At 67.2% G+C, this 16,632-nt stretch carries 13 protein-coding genes and 1 tRNA gene; 6 read left to right on the top strand and 8 right to left on the bottom strand.

What is annotated here, in order from left to right; all coding sequences use genetic code 11:
- The first annotated feature begins 74 nt into the window (after positions 1-74).
- Entirely contained in the window at positions 75-1,049 is a 975-nt protein-coding gene (gene nrdF, locus AC1MBE_RS02185; protein ID WP_479780545.1) for a class 1b ribonucleoside-diphosphate reductase subunit beta, read from the top strand.
- Between the two features lie 157 nt (positions 1,050-1,206).
- On the opposite strand, the gene AC1MBE_RS02180 is transcribed toward nrdF, so the two are convergent.
- From AC1MBE_RS02180 to AC1MBE_RS02165, 4 genes are all read right to left on the bottom strand, one after another.
- Positions 1,207-2,283 carry a hypothetical protein gene (locus tag AC1MBE_RS02180; protein WP_479780544.1) on the bottom strand — a complete coding sequence of 359 codons (1,077 nt, stop codon included), beginning with the start codon at positions 2,281-2,283 and terminating at the stop codon, positions 1,207-1,209.
- A 53-nt stretch (positions 2,284-2,336) separates the two neighbouring features.
- The gene (gene selB / locus AC1MBE_RS02175; RefSeq protein ID WP_479780542.1) at positions 2,337-4,130 is read right to left on the bottom strand and encodes a selenocysteine-specific translation elongation factor; all 1,794 of its coding nucleotides are present in this window, start codon (positions 4,128-4,130) and stop codon (positions 2,337-2,339) included.
- Positions 4,131-4,133: 3 nt separating this feature from the next.
- Entirely contained in the window at positions 4,134-5,465 is a 1,332-nt protein-coding gene (gene selA / locus AC1MBE_RS02170; protein WP_479780541.1) for an L-seryl-tRNA(Sec) selenium transferase, read from the bottom strand.
- Positions 5,466-5,502: 37 nt separating this feature from the next.
- Positions 5,503-5,597: transfer RNA gene (locus AC1MBE_RS02165), tRNA-Sec, on the bottom strand.
- A 42-nt stretch (positions 5,598-5,639) separates the two neighbouring features.
- On the opposite strand from AC1MBE_RS02165, the gene selD reads away from it, so the two are divergent.
- Positions 5,640-6,665 (top strand): selenide, water dikinase SelD, encoded by a 1,026-nt coding sequence (selD, locus tag AC1MBE_RS02160; RefSeq protein WP_479780540.1) that lies wholly within the window; start codon positions 5,640-5,642, stop codon positions 6,663-6,665.
- 31 nt (positions 6,666-6,696) lie between these two features.
- Here selD and nrfD read toward each other — a convergent pair whose 3' ends face one another.
- The 3 genes from nrfD to fdh are packed head-to-tail and all read right to left on the bottom strand — an operon-like array spanning position 6,697 to position 12,119.
- Positions 6,697-7,785, bottom strand: a complete 1,089-nt coding sequence (nrfD, locus tag AC1MBE_RS02155; RefSeq protein ID WP_479780539.1) for an NrfD/PsrC family molybdoenzyme membrane anchor subunit — start codon at positions 7,783-7,785, stop codon at positions 6,697-6,699.
- Positions 7,782-8,798 (bottom strand): 4Fe-4S dicluster domain-containing protein, encoded by a 1,017-nt coding sequence (locus AC1MBE_RS02150; RefSeq protein ID WP_479780538.1) that lies wholly within the window; start codon positions 8,796-8,798, stop codon positions 7,782-7,784. Before AC1MBE_RS02150 ends, nrfD begins: the two co-directional genes overlap by 4 nt.
- Entirely contained in the window at positions 8,799-12,119 is a 3,321-nt protein-coding gene (gene fdh / locus AC1MBE_RS02145) for a formate dehydrogenase (protein WP_479780536.1), read from the bottom strand.
- 764 nt (positions 12,120-12,883) lie between these two features.
- On the opposite strand from fdh, the gene AC1MBE_RS02140 reads away from it, so the two are divergent.
- Complete coding sequence (locus tag AC1MBE_RS02140; RefSeq protein WP_479780534.1) at positions 12,884-13,288, top strand: hypothetical protein; 405 nt, start codon at positions 12,884-12,886, stop codon at positions 13,286-13,288.
- Between the two features lie 50 nt (positions 13,289-13,338).
- Here the strand turns inward: AC1MBE_RS02140 and AC1MBE_RS02135 are convergent, their stop codons facing one another.
- Complete coding sequence (locus AC1MBE_RS02135) at positions 13,339-14,412, bottom strand: DNA polymerase IV (protein WP_479780533.1); 1,074 nt, start codon at positions 14,410-14,412, stop codon at positions 13,339-13,341.
- A gap of 176 nt (positions 14,413-14,588) precedes the next feature.
- Here AC1MBE_RS02135 and AC1MBE_RS02130 point away from each other — a divergent pair, with 176 nt between their 5' ends.
- The 3 genes from AC1MBE_RS02130 (at position 14,589) to AC1MBE_RS02120 (ending at position 16,549) form a co-directional block, all read left to right on the top strand.
- Positions 14,589-14,852 (top strand): antibiotic biosynthesis monooxygenase, encoded by a 264-nt coding sequence (locus AC1MBE_RS02130; protein WP_479780531.1) that lies wholly within the window; start codon positions 14,589-14,591, stop codon positions 14,850-14,852.
- Positions 14,853-14,905: 53 nt separating this feature from the next.
- The gene (locus AC1MBE_RS02125) at positions 14,906-15,367 is read left to right on the top strand and encodes a phage tail protein (protein ID WP_479780529.1); all 462 of its coding nucleotides are present in this window, start codon (positions 14,906-14,908) and stop codon (positions 15,365-15,367) included.
- A 363-nt stretch (positions 15,368-15,730) separates the two neighbouring features.
- Entirely contained in the window at positions 15,731-16,549 is an 819-nt protein-coding gene (locus AC1MBE_RS02120) for a hypothetical protein (RefSeq protein WP_479780527.1), read from the top strand.
- The last annotated feature ends 83 nt before the right edge of the window (positions 16,550-16,632 follow it).

The following is a 16,632-nucleotide window of genomic DNA, read 5'->3' as shown; positions in this document are numbered from 1 at the left end:
TAGGTACGACGGCGGGCTTCCGCCCGCCGTCGTACGCTTTAACTTAGAGAACTACCCAACATTGAGGGGATGACATGACCGAAAAGGTCAAGCTGCTGAGCCACGTCGAGGCGATCAACTGGAACCGGATCCAGGACGAGAAGGATGTTGACGTTTGGAACCGCCTGGTCAACAACTTCTGGCTGCCGGAGAAGGTGCCGCTGTCCAACGACGTGCAGTCGTGGGCGACGCTGACCCCCGACGAGCAGCAGCTCACCATGCGTGTGTTCACCGGCCTGACCCTGCTGGACACCATCCAGGGCACCGTCGGAGCCGTCTCGCTGATCCCGGACGCGCTCACCCCGCACGAAGAGGCTGTCTACACGAACATCGCGTTCATGGAGTCGGTGCACGCCAAGAGCTACTCCTCCATCTTCTCCACGCTGGCCTCCACCAAGGAGATCGACGAGGCGTTCCGCTGGTCCACCGAGAACGAGAACCTTCAGAAGAAGGCCCAGATCGTCATGGACTACTACCAGGGCGACGACCCGCTGAAGCGCAAGGTGGCCTCGACGCTGCTGGAGAGCTTCCTGTTCTACTCGGGCTTCTACCTGCCGATGTACTGGTCCTCGCGGGCCAAGCTGACGAACACGGCCGACCTGATCCGCCTGATCATCCGGGACGAGGCCGTGCACGGCTACTACATCGGTTACAAGTTCCAAAAGGGCCTGGAGAAGGTCTCCGAGGAGCGCCGGCAGGAAATCAAGGACTACACCTTCGAGCTGCTCTTCGAGCTGTACGAAAACGAGGTCCAGTATACGCACGACCTGTACGACTCCGTCGGCCTGGCCGAGGACGTCAAGAAGTTCCTGCACTACAACGCCAACAAGGCGCTGATGAACCTGGGCTACGAGGCCATGTTCCCGGCCTCCGTCACCGACGTGAACCCGGCAATCCTCTCGGCTCTGTCGCCGAACGCGGACGAGAACCACGACTTCTTCTCGGGGTCGGGTTCGTCGTATGTGATTGGCAAGGCTGTCAATACTGAAGATGACGACTGGGACTTCTAGTCCCTGCGCCAGCCCACCGACCTGGTCTAGGGCTGTTAACGAGGAAGGCCCCGTGCGTTGAATTCGACGCACGGGGCCTTCCTTCCTTAAGAACGTCGGACCGTGAGGGGGACATTTGTCCCTCTGGCACCCAGCCAGTAGGGCGGCTGTGCGCGAGCTACGCGCGAGCCCCGCCCGCAGCGGCGCCTCCCTTGAGCGTTAGCACGGCCAGCCCGAGCATCTCGAGTCCGGTCCAGACAAGCGTCCCGCCCCAAATCCCGGGGGAGAAGCTGAGCGCTCCGTCGTGCATCGCCACGCCGACGAAGTACGGCGCCCAGAACACGACGGGAGAGAGCGCCGCCGCGGCCATCAGTCTTCCGTGGCGGTTGGGAGCCGGGCGCACCACAGCCCACACCACGCCCACAAGCACGGACCCGACGAGGGCGGCCGGTACCAGCCAGGCGTCCCGCATCGCGACCATGAGCTGCATCGCAACGGAGGGGACCAAGACCAGAGCCGTGGGCACAGCGGCGTGCAGGTGCCAGCGCAGCGAGAGCAGCAGGACGGGCACGAAGAGCACCACCGTTGAGATAAAGAACGACCCCAGGGCGATCATGATGCTCGAGGACGTGGGAACCGTGACCGTGGCCTGGGCTGCGGAGCCGGTGTAGGTCTGGACGAGCCCATGGCGCGCGAAGACGGCGAACTCCTGCAGGATGAACGCCGCAACCATGCCGGAGAGCATGGCGCTCACGAAGGCCGGCACCAGCTGCAGCCACGACCTCCCGGGCGAATGCCATGCGGCGGAAAACGGCGCGCTGAGGATGAGGAATCCGCCCGTAGCGAGCCCCAGGTGGGACGGGCTAAACAGTGCCTTGAGGTTCTGCTCAATGCCGAACAACGTATGCCAGGCGAAGTCGGCCGCCCCGGAGGCCAGAAAGAGAACGACCCCGGCAGCCGCGGCTCCGTAGCCGACCGGGACCGCTTCCGTCCACCGCACGCCCGGTTCGTGGCGACGCCACACAAGGGCGGCGATCCAGACGGCGCAAGCCGCAAAGCCCGAGTAGAGGACCGCGTGCCACGGAGTGAAGAAGGTCTCGAGGTCATGCAGGTTATTGTGCGCCCAGCCGTCCACGTAGGTTCCGACGAGGAGCCAGACCCCGGCCACGAGGGTGATGGCGTCTTCAGCGACCGTGGCGGGACGGTGAACCGCTACCGGCGGAATGGCGAATGCGTTAACTGCTGCGGCATCCATGGTTCCACAGTAGGTCCCGCCGCCCTTCGGGGGGAGAGGCCAAGCGCCCCGGGTTAACGCACCACGGCGCGGTGGCCGGCGTCCAGGCGCCGGGTCCAGCCGCGTGAGTCCAGATATTCAAGCAGCGGAACCGCGACCCGCCGCGTTGTGCCGAGTGCCTGGCGTGCCTGGCTCGTGGTGAAGGGCTGCTCCAACCGGGCCAGTTCGCGCATTGCAAAGGCCGGCGCCGTGGGCAGCAGCACCACCCCATCGCGCAACCGCAGCAGCCGCCCGGTGCGCTCGGCGGCGGCGAGCTCGCGGGCGCCCAGGCCCAGCGCAGCCAACTCGTCGGCTTCCGGGGCACGGAATGCGGCTGCGCTAAGCCTGCGCTCCAGCTCGTCCACCGCCGGCCCGACGGCGCCAAGGTCGCCCTGCGTGCCTGGCAGCCGGACGTGGCCGCCCTCCTGCTCCAGCCCTGCTTCGCGGACTACCGGGTCAAGAAGCTTGTCGTCGGGCAGTTCGAGCAGGTCCCGCGCCGCGCCCCGGGAAAGGCCCGGTGCCAGGGGATCGCGCTCGTGCAGTCCTTGGAGTGCCGTGCGCAACCGGTCCTGCCATGCCTCGAGGCGGGGAACGTGCACCCACCATTCGCCGAGAACCCGGACACCGGGGGGCGCAGCCGCCTCCTGCGTGGACACCAGCCCGAGCCGGCGCAGGTGTTGTTCCTGCACGGCTCCGCGGCGTGCCACTTCCCCCAGCACGTCTCCGGTGGCGTCCATGTCTGCAAGCCGCTCTGCCCAGTGGACGCCGTCCCCGCGCCGCCGCAAGGCCGGCGGATCGGCGTCGAGGACCTGCGCACCGCCTAACACCGCGCGGCTCCCGGGGTCCCGCAGCACCAGACGGTCACCGAGAACGAGCGGCAGGCGCCGGTCCAGGACAAGCCGGGCGTGGTCGGCCCCGAAGGGACGCAGCCTGGCCGGCACCGCAGCAGTGCCGGCATGCACCATGAGCTGCTCCGGTACGTCCGTATAGGCAACGCCGGTAGTGCGCTGGATGCCGAGGACACTTGTGACGGGCCACCCGTCGGGGGTAAGCAGCGCGTCTCCGCGGCGGACTTCGGCGGCGGAAACATCACGCAGGTTCAGCGCCACCCGGTTGACGGGCCCCAGCGAGGGGTATGAGGTGTCGCGGCTCTGCAGGCCGCGGACCACCACGGGCCGCGATCCATCGTGTCCCAGCAGCTGCAGCGGGTCACCTTGAGCCAGCGTTCCCGCTGCCAATGTCCCGGTCACCACCGTTCCGGCACCCTTGATGGTGAAGGAGCGGTCCACCCACACCCGGACCCGGCCCGTGGTGACGGGGGCGGGCACCCCGGCCAGAACGACGTCGAGCGTGGCGCGCAGTTCGGCCAGGCCGGTGCCTTCGACGGCGGACACAGCCACCGCGGGCGCGTTCGCCAGACCCGTCCCAGCCAGCTCTCTGCGGGCCCGGGCAAGCACCTCACCGACCTGCCCGGGCGCCCGGTCGGTCCGGCTGATGACCACGACGCCGTACTGAATGCCCAGCGCCGCAACGGCGTCCCGGTGGTCGCTTGACTGTGCCTGCCAGCCTTCATCGGCGGCAACGACGAAGCAGACCACGGGAGCCGGTCCAATTCCGGCGAGCATGTTGCCGAGAAAGCGTTCGTGGCCCGGTACGTCCACAAAGGCTATCTCCTGCCCGGACGGCAACGTGGTCCAGGCATAGCCCAGGTCAATGGTGAGCCCACGGCGCCGCTCTTCCTCCCAGCGGTCCGGTTCCATGCCGGTGAGCGCCCGCACCAGAGTGCTTTTGCCGCAATCAACATGTCCGGCGGTGGCAACGACATGCACTGCTTAGCCCGCCCTGCCTGCATCTGCGCCGTCGAGAGTTGCCAGCGCCTGGCGCACCGCCTCGAGTATCCGGTCATCGTCCTCTTCGGGCACGCACCGCAGATCGAGTAGGCAGGAACGGTCGTGGACGCGCGGGAGCACGGCCGGGTCGCCGGTGCGCAAGAAACCCGCGGCCGCTTCGGGGAGCCGGAGCGCCCAGCCCGGCAGGGCGACACCGGGTGCTCCGCCGCCACCCACCCGGCCTTCGTGGGCGACGACAGGCACCCCGAGGGCCCTCGCGAGCCGGTCGGTCCGGCTCCGCAACCGCTCCGGGTCCGCGTGCAGCGCCCGGACGACCGGCGGCGCTTCGCCCGCAACCGTCGCCTCCAGCGCCGCTAGGGCAAGTTTGTCGGCCCGCACCGCACGGGCAAGCGGGTGGCGTGCCAGCCGGGCGATTATCTCCGTGCGGCCGAGCAGCAAACCGGCCTGCGGTCCGCCCAGCAGTTTGTCGCCGCTGGCGATGACGACGTCGGCCCCGCTGGCCAGCGCGGTGGCGGCATCCGGTTCTTCGGGCAGGTGCGGATCCGGTGCCAGCAGTCCACTGCCGAGATCAGCGACGAGCGGAACCCCGTGCGCCGTCGTCAGCGAGCTCAGCTCGGCCAATGGAACAGCGGAGGTGAATCCGTCCACCCGGAAGTTGCTGGGATGGACCTTGAGTACGCAGCCGGTGTCCGGTCCGAGGGCGGCGGCGTAGTCCTGCGGGTGCGTCCGGTTGGTCGTGCCCACCTCGCGCAGCGTTGCGCCCGTTGATTCGATCAGGTCCGGCAGCCGGAAACCGGCGCCGATCTCAACCAGCTCACCCCGGCTTACCACGACCTCCCGTCCGGCGGCGAGGGCTGTGGTGGCCAACACCAGCGCGGCAGCCCCGTTGTTGACCACCAGTGCGTCCTCGGCCGCGGGACAGGCGGCGAGCAAGGCAGCCCGGGCCCCGGCGCCGCGGCGGGAGCGGCTGCCGGTTGCCAGATCGAGCTCGACGTCGACGTAGCCGCTGGCTGCGATGAGCGCTTCGACCGCGCCGGCGGAAAGCGGGGCGCGGCCGAGGTTGGTATGGACGACTACGCCTGTCGCATTGAGCACCGGGCGCAGGGTTGTCGCAGTGCGTGCAGCCACGGCGGCGAGCAGGGCCGGTTCCACTTGGCTGGGAGCGAGCTCACCGCGTCGCGCCTGCTCCTGGGTTTGCCCGACGAGTTCGCGGATGAGGGCGGCACTCAGGCGGTTGCGGGCGCCGCGGACGGCCGGCAGTGCCAGCAGGTCATCGGTGCGCGGAATCAGGCGGCGGGGATCGACCTGCTCCACAGTCCCTCCTCCTTCCGCGGCATTGCGTGCCGGTGGTTGGCGGAGGCGGACGGGAATCGAACCCGCCAGGCCGAGATACTCAGCCTCACCGGTTTTGAAGACCGGGGGGCCCACCAGGACCCGGACGCCACCGCGTTCAATGTAGCAGATTGACCACGGGGGTAGCCTAGGGGAGTGAAGGTGACCCAGACGTCCATTCCGCAACTACACGACGACGCCGTCGGTGCGATCCGGCTCACCGGCTACGCCCACGGCGGTGGCTGCGCCTGCAAGATTCCGCCCGGCGAACTCGAAGAAGCGGTGCGGGGCCTCACCGGCCAGCCCGGCGCGGACGTGCTGGTCGGTCTCGACAGCGGCGACGACGCAGCAGCCGTCCTGGTGCGCGGCGACCTGGCGGTACTGTCCACTGCCGACTTCTTCACTCCCGTCGTCGACGACGCCTTTGACTGGGGCGGGATTGCGGCCGCCAACGCGCTTTCGGACATCTATGCGATGGGCGGCAGCCCCATCATGGCGATCAACCTTATTGGCTGGCCCCGCGGCGTGCTGCCGCTGGAGTTGATGACCGAGGTGCTCCGCGGCGGCCTGAGCGTCGCCTCCGAGGCGGCGTGCCCGGTGCTCGGGGGGCACTCGATTGACGATCCGGAGCCGAAGTACGGCATGGCGGTAACCGGCGTCGCCCATCCCGACCGGTTGCTACGCAACGACGCCGCCAAGCCCGGGCTGCCGCTCACGCTCACCAAGCCGATCGGCGTCGGGCTGCTCAATAACCGGCACAAGCAGACCGGCGAAGTATTCCCCGAAGCGGTTGCGACAATGACGCGCCTCAATCGCGACGCCGCCGAGGGTGCGGCGGCGGCCCGTGTAAGTGCTGCCACGGACGTGACGGGATTCGGCCTGCTGGGACATCTGTACAAGATGTGCCGCGCCTCCGGGGTTGGGGCAGTGATCGACCTGAAGGCGGTTCCACTCGTTGGCGGCGCCCGGGAGGCGCTGCGGGATGGCTTTGTCTCCGGCGGGACGCGGCGCAACCTCGATTGGGTGCGCCCGCATGTGCGGGCCGCAGCGGGGGTCGCCGAAGACGATCTGCTCCTGCTGGCCGATGCCCAGACCTCCGGCGGTCTGCTCGTCGTCGGCGAGGTGCCCGGCTATCCCGTCATCGGGCATACCGTGGCGGGCCAGGGCATCGAGGTACGCTGAACCCCCGCTATCCCCAAAAACAGCAGGCAGGTCAGCCGGCTGTGGTGATTGAGTCCCCTGTGATGCCAGCGGCGCGGCGGGCGGCGAGACGCTTCTTTTGCGGTTCAATCGTGTAGCGCGGATCCCTGGCCGAGGAAATGCCCGCCTCGAACACGCCGAACCGGGTCAGGGCAGAGGCGGCCAGCAAGGCAGCTCCCGACGCTGCGGCCACCGCCCGGTTACGCCCGCCCAGCAGCGTCCCAAGGCCACCGGCCACCGCCAACCGCTCGCTCCATTTCAGCATGACGCCTGCCTTGCCCTGGTGTAGGGGCTCGGCCGCCACAGGGTCCATCCGGTGCTCCATTACCCGCATGGCAGTCACGTCACCCACCACGCCGAGAACGGCAAGTTTTCGCGCCGGACCCGCCTCGTGCACCGAAGTGGTGATCATGGCGAGCCCGGCAGAGGCGAGCGCCGCAGAACTCACGAAGACAAAAGGCAAGTCCTCGTGCGCTGCGTTCCAGGTGGGTGTGGCCGTGTCGCCGAGCAGGACCGCCGTGTATGCCGCGAGCGGCCCGGCGAACAGCGCTGCCTCAAAGCCGGCCGGTCCCTCGACCGTTTGCAGCACGGTCCGCAGCGGACCCAGCGGCAAGCGCGTCCCGCTCATCCGGTCGATCTCCGCTGCCGCCGAGACCGCCGAGCCCACGCTGAACGCGCTGAGAATCCACGAACCCACACTCATTGGCGAAGTCACCTTGAGGGTTCGCAACATGTTCAAAAAGCGCTCCGGCCTGCCCAGATCCTTCACCAGAGCAACAGCACCAAAGCTCACTGCCGTCAAGGCACTCAACCGGGCATTCCGGCGCAACGTCGGCCGCCCGGTCAGCTGGCCGCCGAGGCCCAGCAGCGCGGAACCGGCTGCGACACCGCCAAGGAACAGGTAGGCGGCAACGTCTTCAGTCCAGGGTGCCGGCTTGACCACCGGACGGCCGTAGTACGAGGTGAACTCCGGCTCCGGGACCATAGGCATTTCGCGGGAACCGTCACCGCTGTCGCGGCGGCCGGCGCCACGCTTGCCGCCAGCCCGACGACGGCGGGCAGGCTCGGGCGGACGAAAGCTATCGAAATCAGAGTGAGTCACGCGCGCCCTCCCAGGAAAGCCAACGCCGCGGCGGCGGCCATGCCGGCGACGGCCATACCGGCCCGCCGGTACATCTGCGGCAGATCGGCTGTGGGCACTCGTGGATCCGGCGGGAGTCCGTACACTTCCGGTTCGTCGAGCAGGAGGAAGACCGCCCCGGTTCCGCCGACGCCGTCGAGTTCGTTCGCACCATAGAGCCTGGCTTCCATGAGTCCCTGCTCGTGCAGGGAGAGCACCCGTTCCCGGGCCGTCGCTACCATGTCGTCGTGGTCGCCGAACTTGATCGACGTCGTCGGGCAGGCCTTGGCGCAGGCGGGCGTCTCATCGGCGACCAGGCGGTCGTAGCACAGCGTGCACTTCTGGGCGATGCCGGCGTTGGGGACGGCGGGATGTTTGGCGTGCTGCTCCTCCCGCTGCGCGGCCACCGCCACCATGCCGTCGCTGCGGCGCTCGATCACGCCGAAGGGACATCCGGCCACGCAGGTTCCGCAGCCGTTGCATACATCGTCCTGGACCACCACGGTGCCGAACTCGGTCCGGAAAAGTGCCCCGGTCGGACAGACATCCAGGCACCCGGCGTGCGTGCAGTGCTTGCAGACATCGGAGGACATCAGCCAACGGAAGTCTGCCGTGTCCGGCGGCGTCGTATCCACCCCGGCCAGATCCAGCCCGGTGGGCGTCGCCGCCGCCGGCGGGGGAGGGCCGATGCGGGGCATGCCCAGGTTGACCAGCGCGCGCCCTGATTCCCGCGCCTCGGCAATGCGTTCCTGGCCCTGTTCGATGAAGGCGACATGCCGCCAGGTGCTGGCGCCGAGCGCTCCGGTGTTGTCGTAGGAGGATTCGAGGAGCTCGAGGTTTCCGTCCTGCGGGTTGTGGTTCCACTCCTTGCAGGCCACCTCGCAGGCCTTGCAGCCGATGCAGATGGAGGTGTCTGTGAAGAACCCCTTGCGCGGCTGCTGGTGCTCCCACCGGGCATCGGCGGCGGGGTCGGTCGGTCCGGACAGCTGGCCCATCTAGTCCTCCAACGTCGAGTCGGTATCCGGAACGCTATCAGAACGGACCGGGTGGGTGACCAGGCTATTCCCGGTCTCGATCGTCGCTCCCGCCCGGGCCTGGTACTCAGCAACCAGGGCAAGCAGCTCCGCGCCGCGTGGCCGGCGGCCCGGACGGATGTCACAGGACGCGACCTTGGATTCCTGGATCTGGACGTTGGGGTCAAGCGTCACGCCCAACAGGTCATTGGCTGCGTCACCGCTGACGACCGCATCCGTCCCGACGCCCCAATGGTAGGGCAACCCGATCTGGTGCACGGTGTGGCCGCCAACGGCCAGAGGCTTCATCCGTTCGGTGACAAGCACCTTCGCTTCGATGGCGGAGCGGGCCGAAATGATCGTGGCCCACCCGTAGGGCTCGAGTCCGCGCTCGGCGGCCAGCTCGGGAGAGACCTCGCAGAACATCTCCGGTTGCAGCTCCGAGAGGTATGGCAACCAGCGGCTCATTCCGCCTGCCGTGTGGTGTTCGGTGAGCCGGTACGTGGTGAAGACGTAGGGATAGACGTCCGCTCCACTGGTACCGGCGCTTGGTGCACTGAGGTTATCCGAGCGGGGGAACACCAGCCGGGCCGGATTCTGCTGTTGCGGGTAAAGCCCGTTGGCCACCGGCGATTCCTGCGGTTCATAGTGCGTGGGAAGGGGTCCGTCGACGATCCCCGACGGCGCGAACAACCAGCCCTTGCCGTCGGACTGCATGATGAAGGGATCGTCTCCGGTGAGCGCGTCCGGGCCACCGACAGCCGGGTCGGGTTGGCTGCCCGGCGCACGGTCAACCGGGAAGTCGGGCACGTCGTCGCCGACCCATCGCTCCTGCTCCTGGTCCCACCAGATGTATTTCTTCCGCTCGCTCCACGGCTTACCGGAGGGGTCGGCCGACGCCCGGTTGTAGAGGATCCGGCGGTTCGCCGGCCACGCCCAGCCCCATTCTGAAGCCGCGGGTCCCTGCTCCTGGCCCGGCTTCCGGTTGGCGGCAAGGTTGATGCCGTCGGCGTACACGCCGGTGTAGATCCAGCAGCCTCCCGACGTGGAACCGTCAGCGCGCATCTCGGTATACGCGGAGAGTGGTTTGCCCGCATCCGGGCCGCTGAGATGACGACCGTTGATTTCGGCAAGCACGGCTTCGGGGTCCGGGTCGCCGTCTTGGTCGAGGGGGTAATCCCAGGTCAGGTCGAGCAGCGGACGGTCGCGTTCGTCGTCCGATCCAGCCAGCTTCTCCCGGATCCGCTGGCCCAGCTCGAAGAAGAACTGCAACTCACTTTGGCACTCCCCGGGCGGCGCGACCGCCTTGTGCCGCCACTGCAACAGCCGTTGGGTCTGGGTGAACGAGCCGGCTTTCTCCACGTGCGTTGCTGCAGGCAGGAAGAACACCTCGGTCTCGATGTCCTCGGTGCGTAGTTCCCTGGATTCGATCTCCGGGCCGTCCTTCCACCAGGTCGCCGACTCGATGAGGTTCAAGTCGCGCACCACCAGCCACTTCAAGTGGGACATGCCCAGGCGCTGCATCCGGCCGTTGGACGAGCCCACTGCAGGGTTCTGTCCGAGCAGGAAGTAGCCCTCCACCTTGTCCTCAAGCATGTCCATCACCGTCTGGTAGGTGCCGTGCGCTCCGGTCAGCCGGGGAAGGTAGTCGTAGGCCCAGTCGTTCTCCGCGTTCGCGGCGTCACCCCACCAGGCCTTCAGCAGGCTGATGGTGTAGGCATCTGCATTCGCCCAGAAGCCCTTCTGCTTCTTCGACGCAATGGCTTCCAAATATTCGCTGAGCGTGTCATGACGGCCGGCGCTGGGCATGGGCAGGTACCCGGGCAGCAGGTTGAACAGGGTGGGAATGTCCGTGGAACCCTGGATGCTTGCATGGCCGCGCAGGGCCATGATTCCGCTGCCCGGGCGGCCGACATTTCCGAGCAGAAGCTGCAGGATGGCGGCGGCCCGGATGAACTGCGCTCCCAGCGAGTGCTGGGTCCAGCCGACGGCGTAGGCAAAGCACGTTGTCCGCTCCCGCCCCGAATTTTCCGTAATGGCACGGGCCAGATACTCGAAGTCCGAGACGTCGATGCCGCACATGTCCCGTACCATCTCGGGGGTATACCGGGCGTAGTGCCGCTTCAGGATCTGGAAAACGGTCCGGGGGTCCTGCAGCGTGTCGTCACGCTGCACCTCGGCGTGCTCCAGGGATGGACCGCCGCTGCCAAACTGGTCGCCGGCGGCACGAGCCGCAGCCTGGGAACCGTGTTCCGCGCCGCCCCCAGGCTCGTTGATGGTGCCGCCGGCCTGTTCCGCGTACGACCATGACGCCGTGTCGTACGCTCCCGTTTCCGGATCGAAGCCGGAGAACAGTCCGCCGAGATCCTCGGCGTCGCGGTAATCGGCGTGAACCAGCGTAGCCGCGTTGGTGTAGGCGCTCACGTAGTTTTTGAACCACAGGTCGTTCGTGATGACGTAGTTGATCAGCGCGCCGAGGAGCACAACGTCAGAGCCGGCCCGGATGGGAATGTGCTTGTCCGCGACCGCCGAGGTGCGCGTGAACCGGGGGTCGACGTGGATGACCTTTGCTCCGCGGGCCTTGGCCTCCGCGACCCACTGATATCCCACAGGATGGCATTCGGCCATATTGGAACCCTGGATGATGATGCAGTCGGCGTTGGCCATGTCTTGCAGTGATTGCGTCGCACCACCGCGTCCAAACGAGGCTCCCAAACTGGGAACCGTGGAGGAGTGTCAAATGCGGGCTTGGTTCTCGATCTGCACTGCTCCGGCAGCCGTGAAGAGTTTCTTGATCAGGTAGTTCTCTTCGTTGTCCAGGGTTGCCCCGCCCAGCGAGGCTATGCCCATCGTGCGGCGTAGCAGCCGGCCTTGTTCGTCTTCCTGCTGCCATGTCCTGCGGCGGGTCTCGATGAAGCGGTCCGCCACCATGTCGATGGCGGTTTCGAGATCCAGATGCTCCCACTGGGTGGAGTGTGGCGCACGGTAGAGCACTCCGGTCTGCCGGCCCGGCGAGTTGACCAACTGCTCGCTAGCGGAGCCCTTGGGGCACAACCGGCCGCGGGAGATGGGCGAATCGGGATCGCCTTCGATCTGAACGACCTTTTCGTCCTTGACGTAGACCCGCTGTCCACAGCCCACAGCACAATACGGACACACGCTCTGCACGACGCGGTCTGCGGTGGCCGTCCGCGGGGTTATTTCCCTCGTCTGCGGGGAGGTGACTGCCGGACCGCGGCCCAGCAGGTCGCCCGTACTGAACTGCCGGACGACCGGCCACTGAAGGAAACTGCGCCGTGCCATGGCAGGAGCCTACCCAATCCGAGGCGCCTGCGACAGAGAGCCGATGAAATGCTGGCCACTCTGACCGTGGTTTATTCGCTTAACCGCGGAGGGCGCGACGGCGGGTGAACCCTGATCGGCCCGGTTGGCCGGGTGGGCTATGGCGGAGGAGGATACCTCGTCCAGAACCGGAAAACTCAACCCACCCGGATGCGATATGGACCTGAACACTTCTTCCATGGTCGGGCGTGGGTCCTCGCACCCGTCTGGTGTCTACGGCCGGGCAGTGTCTTCAGCGACGCGCCCCGTACCGGGTGGTAGCTTTTTCCTGCCCCGACAGGCGGCTAGGCTCGAAAGCGGGGGAGGGGCTCGGCCAAGGGGACAGGTCGAATGGAACAAGAACAGACGTGGGTTGATCGGCTGGTGCAGCCGGCACGGCGCACCATTGCAGACGTCCAAGAGACGGGCGCCGAGCTGCTCCAACAGCTGGACGACGGTGCTGTTTCTCTGACCAGCGCCCAGAAGCAGTCGCTACGGGAGGTGCTTGCCGGCCTGGGATCTCCTGAGATTCGCACGATCACCGGAATCACCTCCGGGTGGCACGTGCCGGCCACTGATTTACCGCACCGGAACTTCAACAGGACTTTCGTCCCTACCGGAGTCCCGGCTGTACACGTGAACTGGGTAGGCCGGGGAGAAAGGGATCCATGAACCAGCTTCCGGAACCACTCATGAAACCCGTGTGCGGGCAATACCCGCGCCGCCCACGGCACGGACGGACAACATTGGCAGGCGCCGTTACTGCCGTCGCCTTCGCGCTGCTGGCCGGTGCCGCCCCGGCCCAGGCCAGCGCAGGAGAAGCGCTGCAAATCAATGGCGGCAAGCTCCTCGGCGATGGCACCGATGTCCGGGTGCGCGTTAGCTACCAGTGCGAGGTGGGTCAGACGGCGGGGCTGGGAATCTTCCTCACCCAGACTGATAACCAGGGACCGGACGTCTATGGCGGCGCCGGCTCCGGCCAGCTGCCCTGCACAGGCGAGACTGAGAACGTCACCTTGACCATCCCAGCCGGGAGCGGCCGTTTCCACCTTGGCTGCGCCGACGCAACCGTGTCCCTCTTCACCAGGGCTCCCGGGACCGCGGACAACATCGAACAGTTCACAGACGAAGTCTGGCTGGAGCGCCGGTAGCTAGCGATCGCGCGGGCTGCCAGCGGCCTCCTGCCAGGTGCGCGACGGCGTCACCAGCCGCCGCGCGTCGGCGTGTGACCCTGTCGGGCGTCGTCTGGCATTGCCATTTCGGCCCGGAGGCCTAGGAGCCGGATGGGCCGGCCCGCTTCGATTCCAGCTGCGAGGTCCAAGGCCCGCGCGAGAATTTCATCCGCGTCCAAGGTCTCGGGAATCTTCCTCGCGTGGGTCTTAGTCAAGAACGGCGCGTACCGAACCTTCAGGGTCAACCCAATGACGGGTCGTCCTTCGGCCGCAACATCCTCGAGGACACGCGTTGTCAGCTCCCTGACGGCGTCGTCCACCTGGGCCGGCTCGGTCAGGTCGCGCTGGAAGGTGGTCTCCCGGCTGTGCCCGCGGGCAACCCACGGAGTGGAGTCCACGACGCTGGCGCCGTCCCCGCGTCCCAGCGCCGCGTACCAAGGCCCCATTCTGGGGCCGAACTCGGGGACCAGCTCCTGCGGGTCGGAGGCCGCTAGCTCGGCGACCGTTTTGACGCCGAGTTTGGCCAGCCGGGCCGACACTTTGGTTCCGATGCCCCACAGCTCCTTGGTAGGCCGGTTGCCCATGACCTCGAGCCAGTTCGCGGCCGTGAGACGGAAGACACCAGTCGGCTTGCCGAAACCCGTGGCCACCTTGGCCCGGACCAGGGTGTCGCCGATGCCGACGCTGCAGTGCAGTTGCGTTCGCTCCAGGACAGCGGCCTGCACCCGCCGTGCGTAGGTTTCCGGGTCCTCTGACTCAATGCCAACAAAGGCTTCATCCCAACCCAACACCTGTACGGTGGCGCCGGGCAGCGCGTGCAGGGTAGCCATCACCGTTTCAGACGCCGCGAGGTACGCCTCCTGATCGACGGGCAGGATCACGGCGTCGGGCACCTTCCGGGCTGCGGCGCGTAAGGGCATTCCGGAACCCACGCCGAACGCCCTGGCCTCATATGATGCAGTGGACACCACAGCCCGTTCCATGGGGTCGCCCCGACCGCCGACAATGATCGGTCTGCCCGCAAGTTCCGGCCGCCGAAGAACTTCGACCGCCGCGATGAACTGGTCGAGATCGACGTGCAGCACCCACCGGATTCCGTCCACGCCACCAGTCTGCCCTAAACCTCCCGGACAGGCATCGGCTCTCTACCGGTAGCGGCCGCCGGCGAGGCAGCGTTTTCCCTGTCATTGCGCTCCCGGCGGGCGTAGCATCGGCCTGTGTCGGCCCTGTCCGCGGGACCCGTCCGCCCGGCTGGCCACCGCAACTCGAGGAGTCCGCCATGTCTGTCCTGGTCAATAACCGCGTTACCGGCCTGACCCGGGAACAATACGCAGGAATCGCTGCCGCACTCATCGACAGGCTTAAGGCCGCCCCTGGATTCATCGCCCATTACGCCTGGGAGAACGAGGGCGGGATGACCGTTGTGGAGATCTGGGAGAGTGCCCCGCAGCACGATGACTGGTTCGACAACAACGTCAGGCCGAATCTGCCGGTGGAGGTGACCCCGGAGAAGCATGAACTGGTGAACAAGGTGACGGTGTAGGGGGACGACGGCGGGTTAGCATGGGTCCCACTACGTCCTACCAGGGAGGGTGAATGCCGTACGTCGTTGACTTCGAGAACGTTTCCACTGCCGGTTTGGAATCCTCGCCCGTCGCCGAGGCGCTCGCCGGGTTGCGGGCGAATGAAGCCCGCTATTACCGGAACAAGTACGGCCACGTCTTCACGGTTAGCCCGGCGAGCGAGTCCCAGGACGTCGTCGACCGGGTGAGCCGCATCCTCCGGGAGGAGCGTGACATCGATATTGACTCCCGCCCCCTGGAAGCGACGGCCTTTGAGGTGGACGATCTGCAGATGGCCTATGTGTTTTATGAATCCGGGCTGGCCGTCAACGTCATGTATGGCCCCCAAGGCGGGAAGCGGGCCGTCGGTTTCAAGCTTTCCGAAGGCATGGAAGTTCCCGAGGAACTCGCGGAGCGCTTCAAGTTCGCGCGCCAAAAATCCAAGCTGGCGGGCGTTATTCGGGGGTCCTTCTTCGTGATTAAGGGAGAGTACTAAGGGCGGGGCCCATCGGCCCTATCCCACCCCTCCATCAGTCCCTAGCGTGGATCCCGCCGCTACCGCCGTCGAGGCGGGCCGCCGGCGCTTTCGGAGAGCTGGGGAAACATGTGCGCTGAACGGATCCGTGCCCCTCGAAGGAGCCTTGCGCTTTGCGCAGCGCTTGCCCTTCTGCTCGGCGGCTGCGCGCCGGGGGGTGCGTCTCCGTCAGACCAGTCGTCGTCGCTGGCGCCGGGGTCGGGCAATCCGGCCTGTGATCTCATCACGCTGGAGATAGCGGCCAAGGTGGATCCGAGTTTTGTCGGCACGGGCCAGAACCAGGCAGGCAAGCCGCCGGGGAGCCCTGCTTACCTGTGCGGTTACGTGAGCAAGTCGGACAAGGGGCTGAACGCCTTGTCCGTGGCGCTGACCTCGCCCGCCTCGGCTGCCGACCTCGCCGCGACGAAGAACTCCCCGGACTGCTCGCCAGCTGCGGGCATTGGCGATTTCGCGTGCTTCCAGTGGACCGGGTGGTTCCGCGGCGCGCCTGGCGGAGAGTCGGCCAACACGGTCCTCAAGGCGGTCCGCGGCAACGAGTCCCTCGACCTGCGCATTGTGGCCACGCCGCCGATGTCTCCCGGAATCCCCGTCCCGGACGGCAACGCCGCGGCCCGCGCGCTCGCCCAGGCGGCCGTCGACGCCGGGTGGGGCAATGGGAGCCCGCTCACCGTTCCGTCCGCGCCGCGCGTCGGCCCCCAGACCACCACCAACAACCCGGCCTGCGACCTGGTCAGCGCCGAAGAGGTCAGGCAGGCGTTCGGCGCGAGGACCGAGGCGAAGGTCCTCCCGGGGGAGGACAACTGCCGGTACACCTTCGGCACCTTGGGCACGCCCGGACCGGACTCGCTGATCTTCTCCACCGAACTGCATCCGGGCGGCGCGTCATCGATGTCCGGGCTGCCGGGCGGCGAGGAGATCCAGGGCGTCGGGGACAAAGCGGTCTTCATCGTCCGGTCGGAGCCTGCCGGACCGAAGTCCCTCCGGCCCGCCGGGGATGTACCGATCACGATCATGTCCCTCATGGTGGCCCGTGGCCACAACATGGCCATCTTCACCGCGCAGATCCTGTTGTCTCCGACCGGTACCACAGCCGGGCAGACCAAGGACAAATTCATTGCCCTCGTCAAGCAGGCAGAGTTCTAACCCTGCCGTCCCGCGACCTGCGGTCCGCGACCCGCGATCCCGCAGACCCGCGGCCCGCCCAGTCACCCAGCACGGCTGGCCCA

This window comes from Arthrobacter sp. BG5 (genome assembly GCF_056680155.1).
The sequence above is the reverse complement of the archived record's forward strand: the minus strand, read 5'-3'. Positions and strand labels throughout refer to the sequence as shown.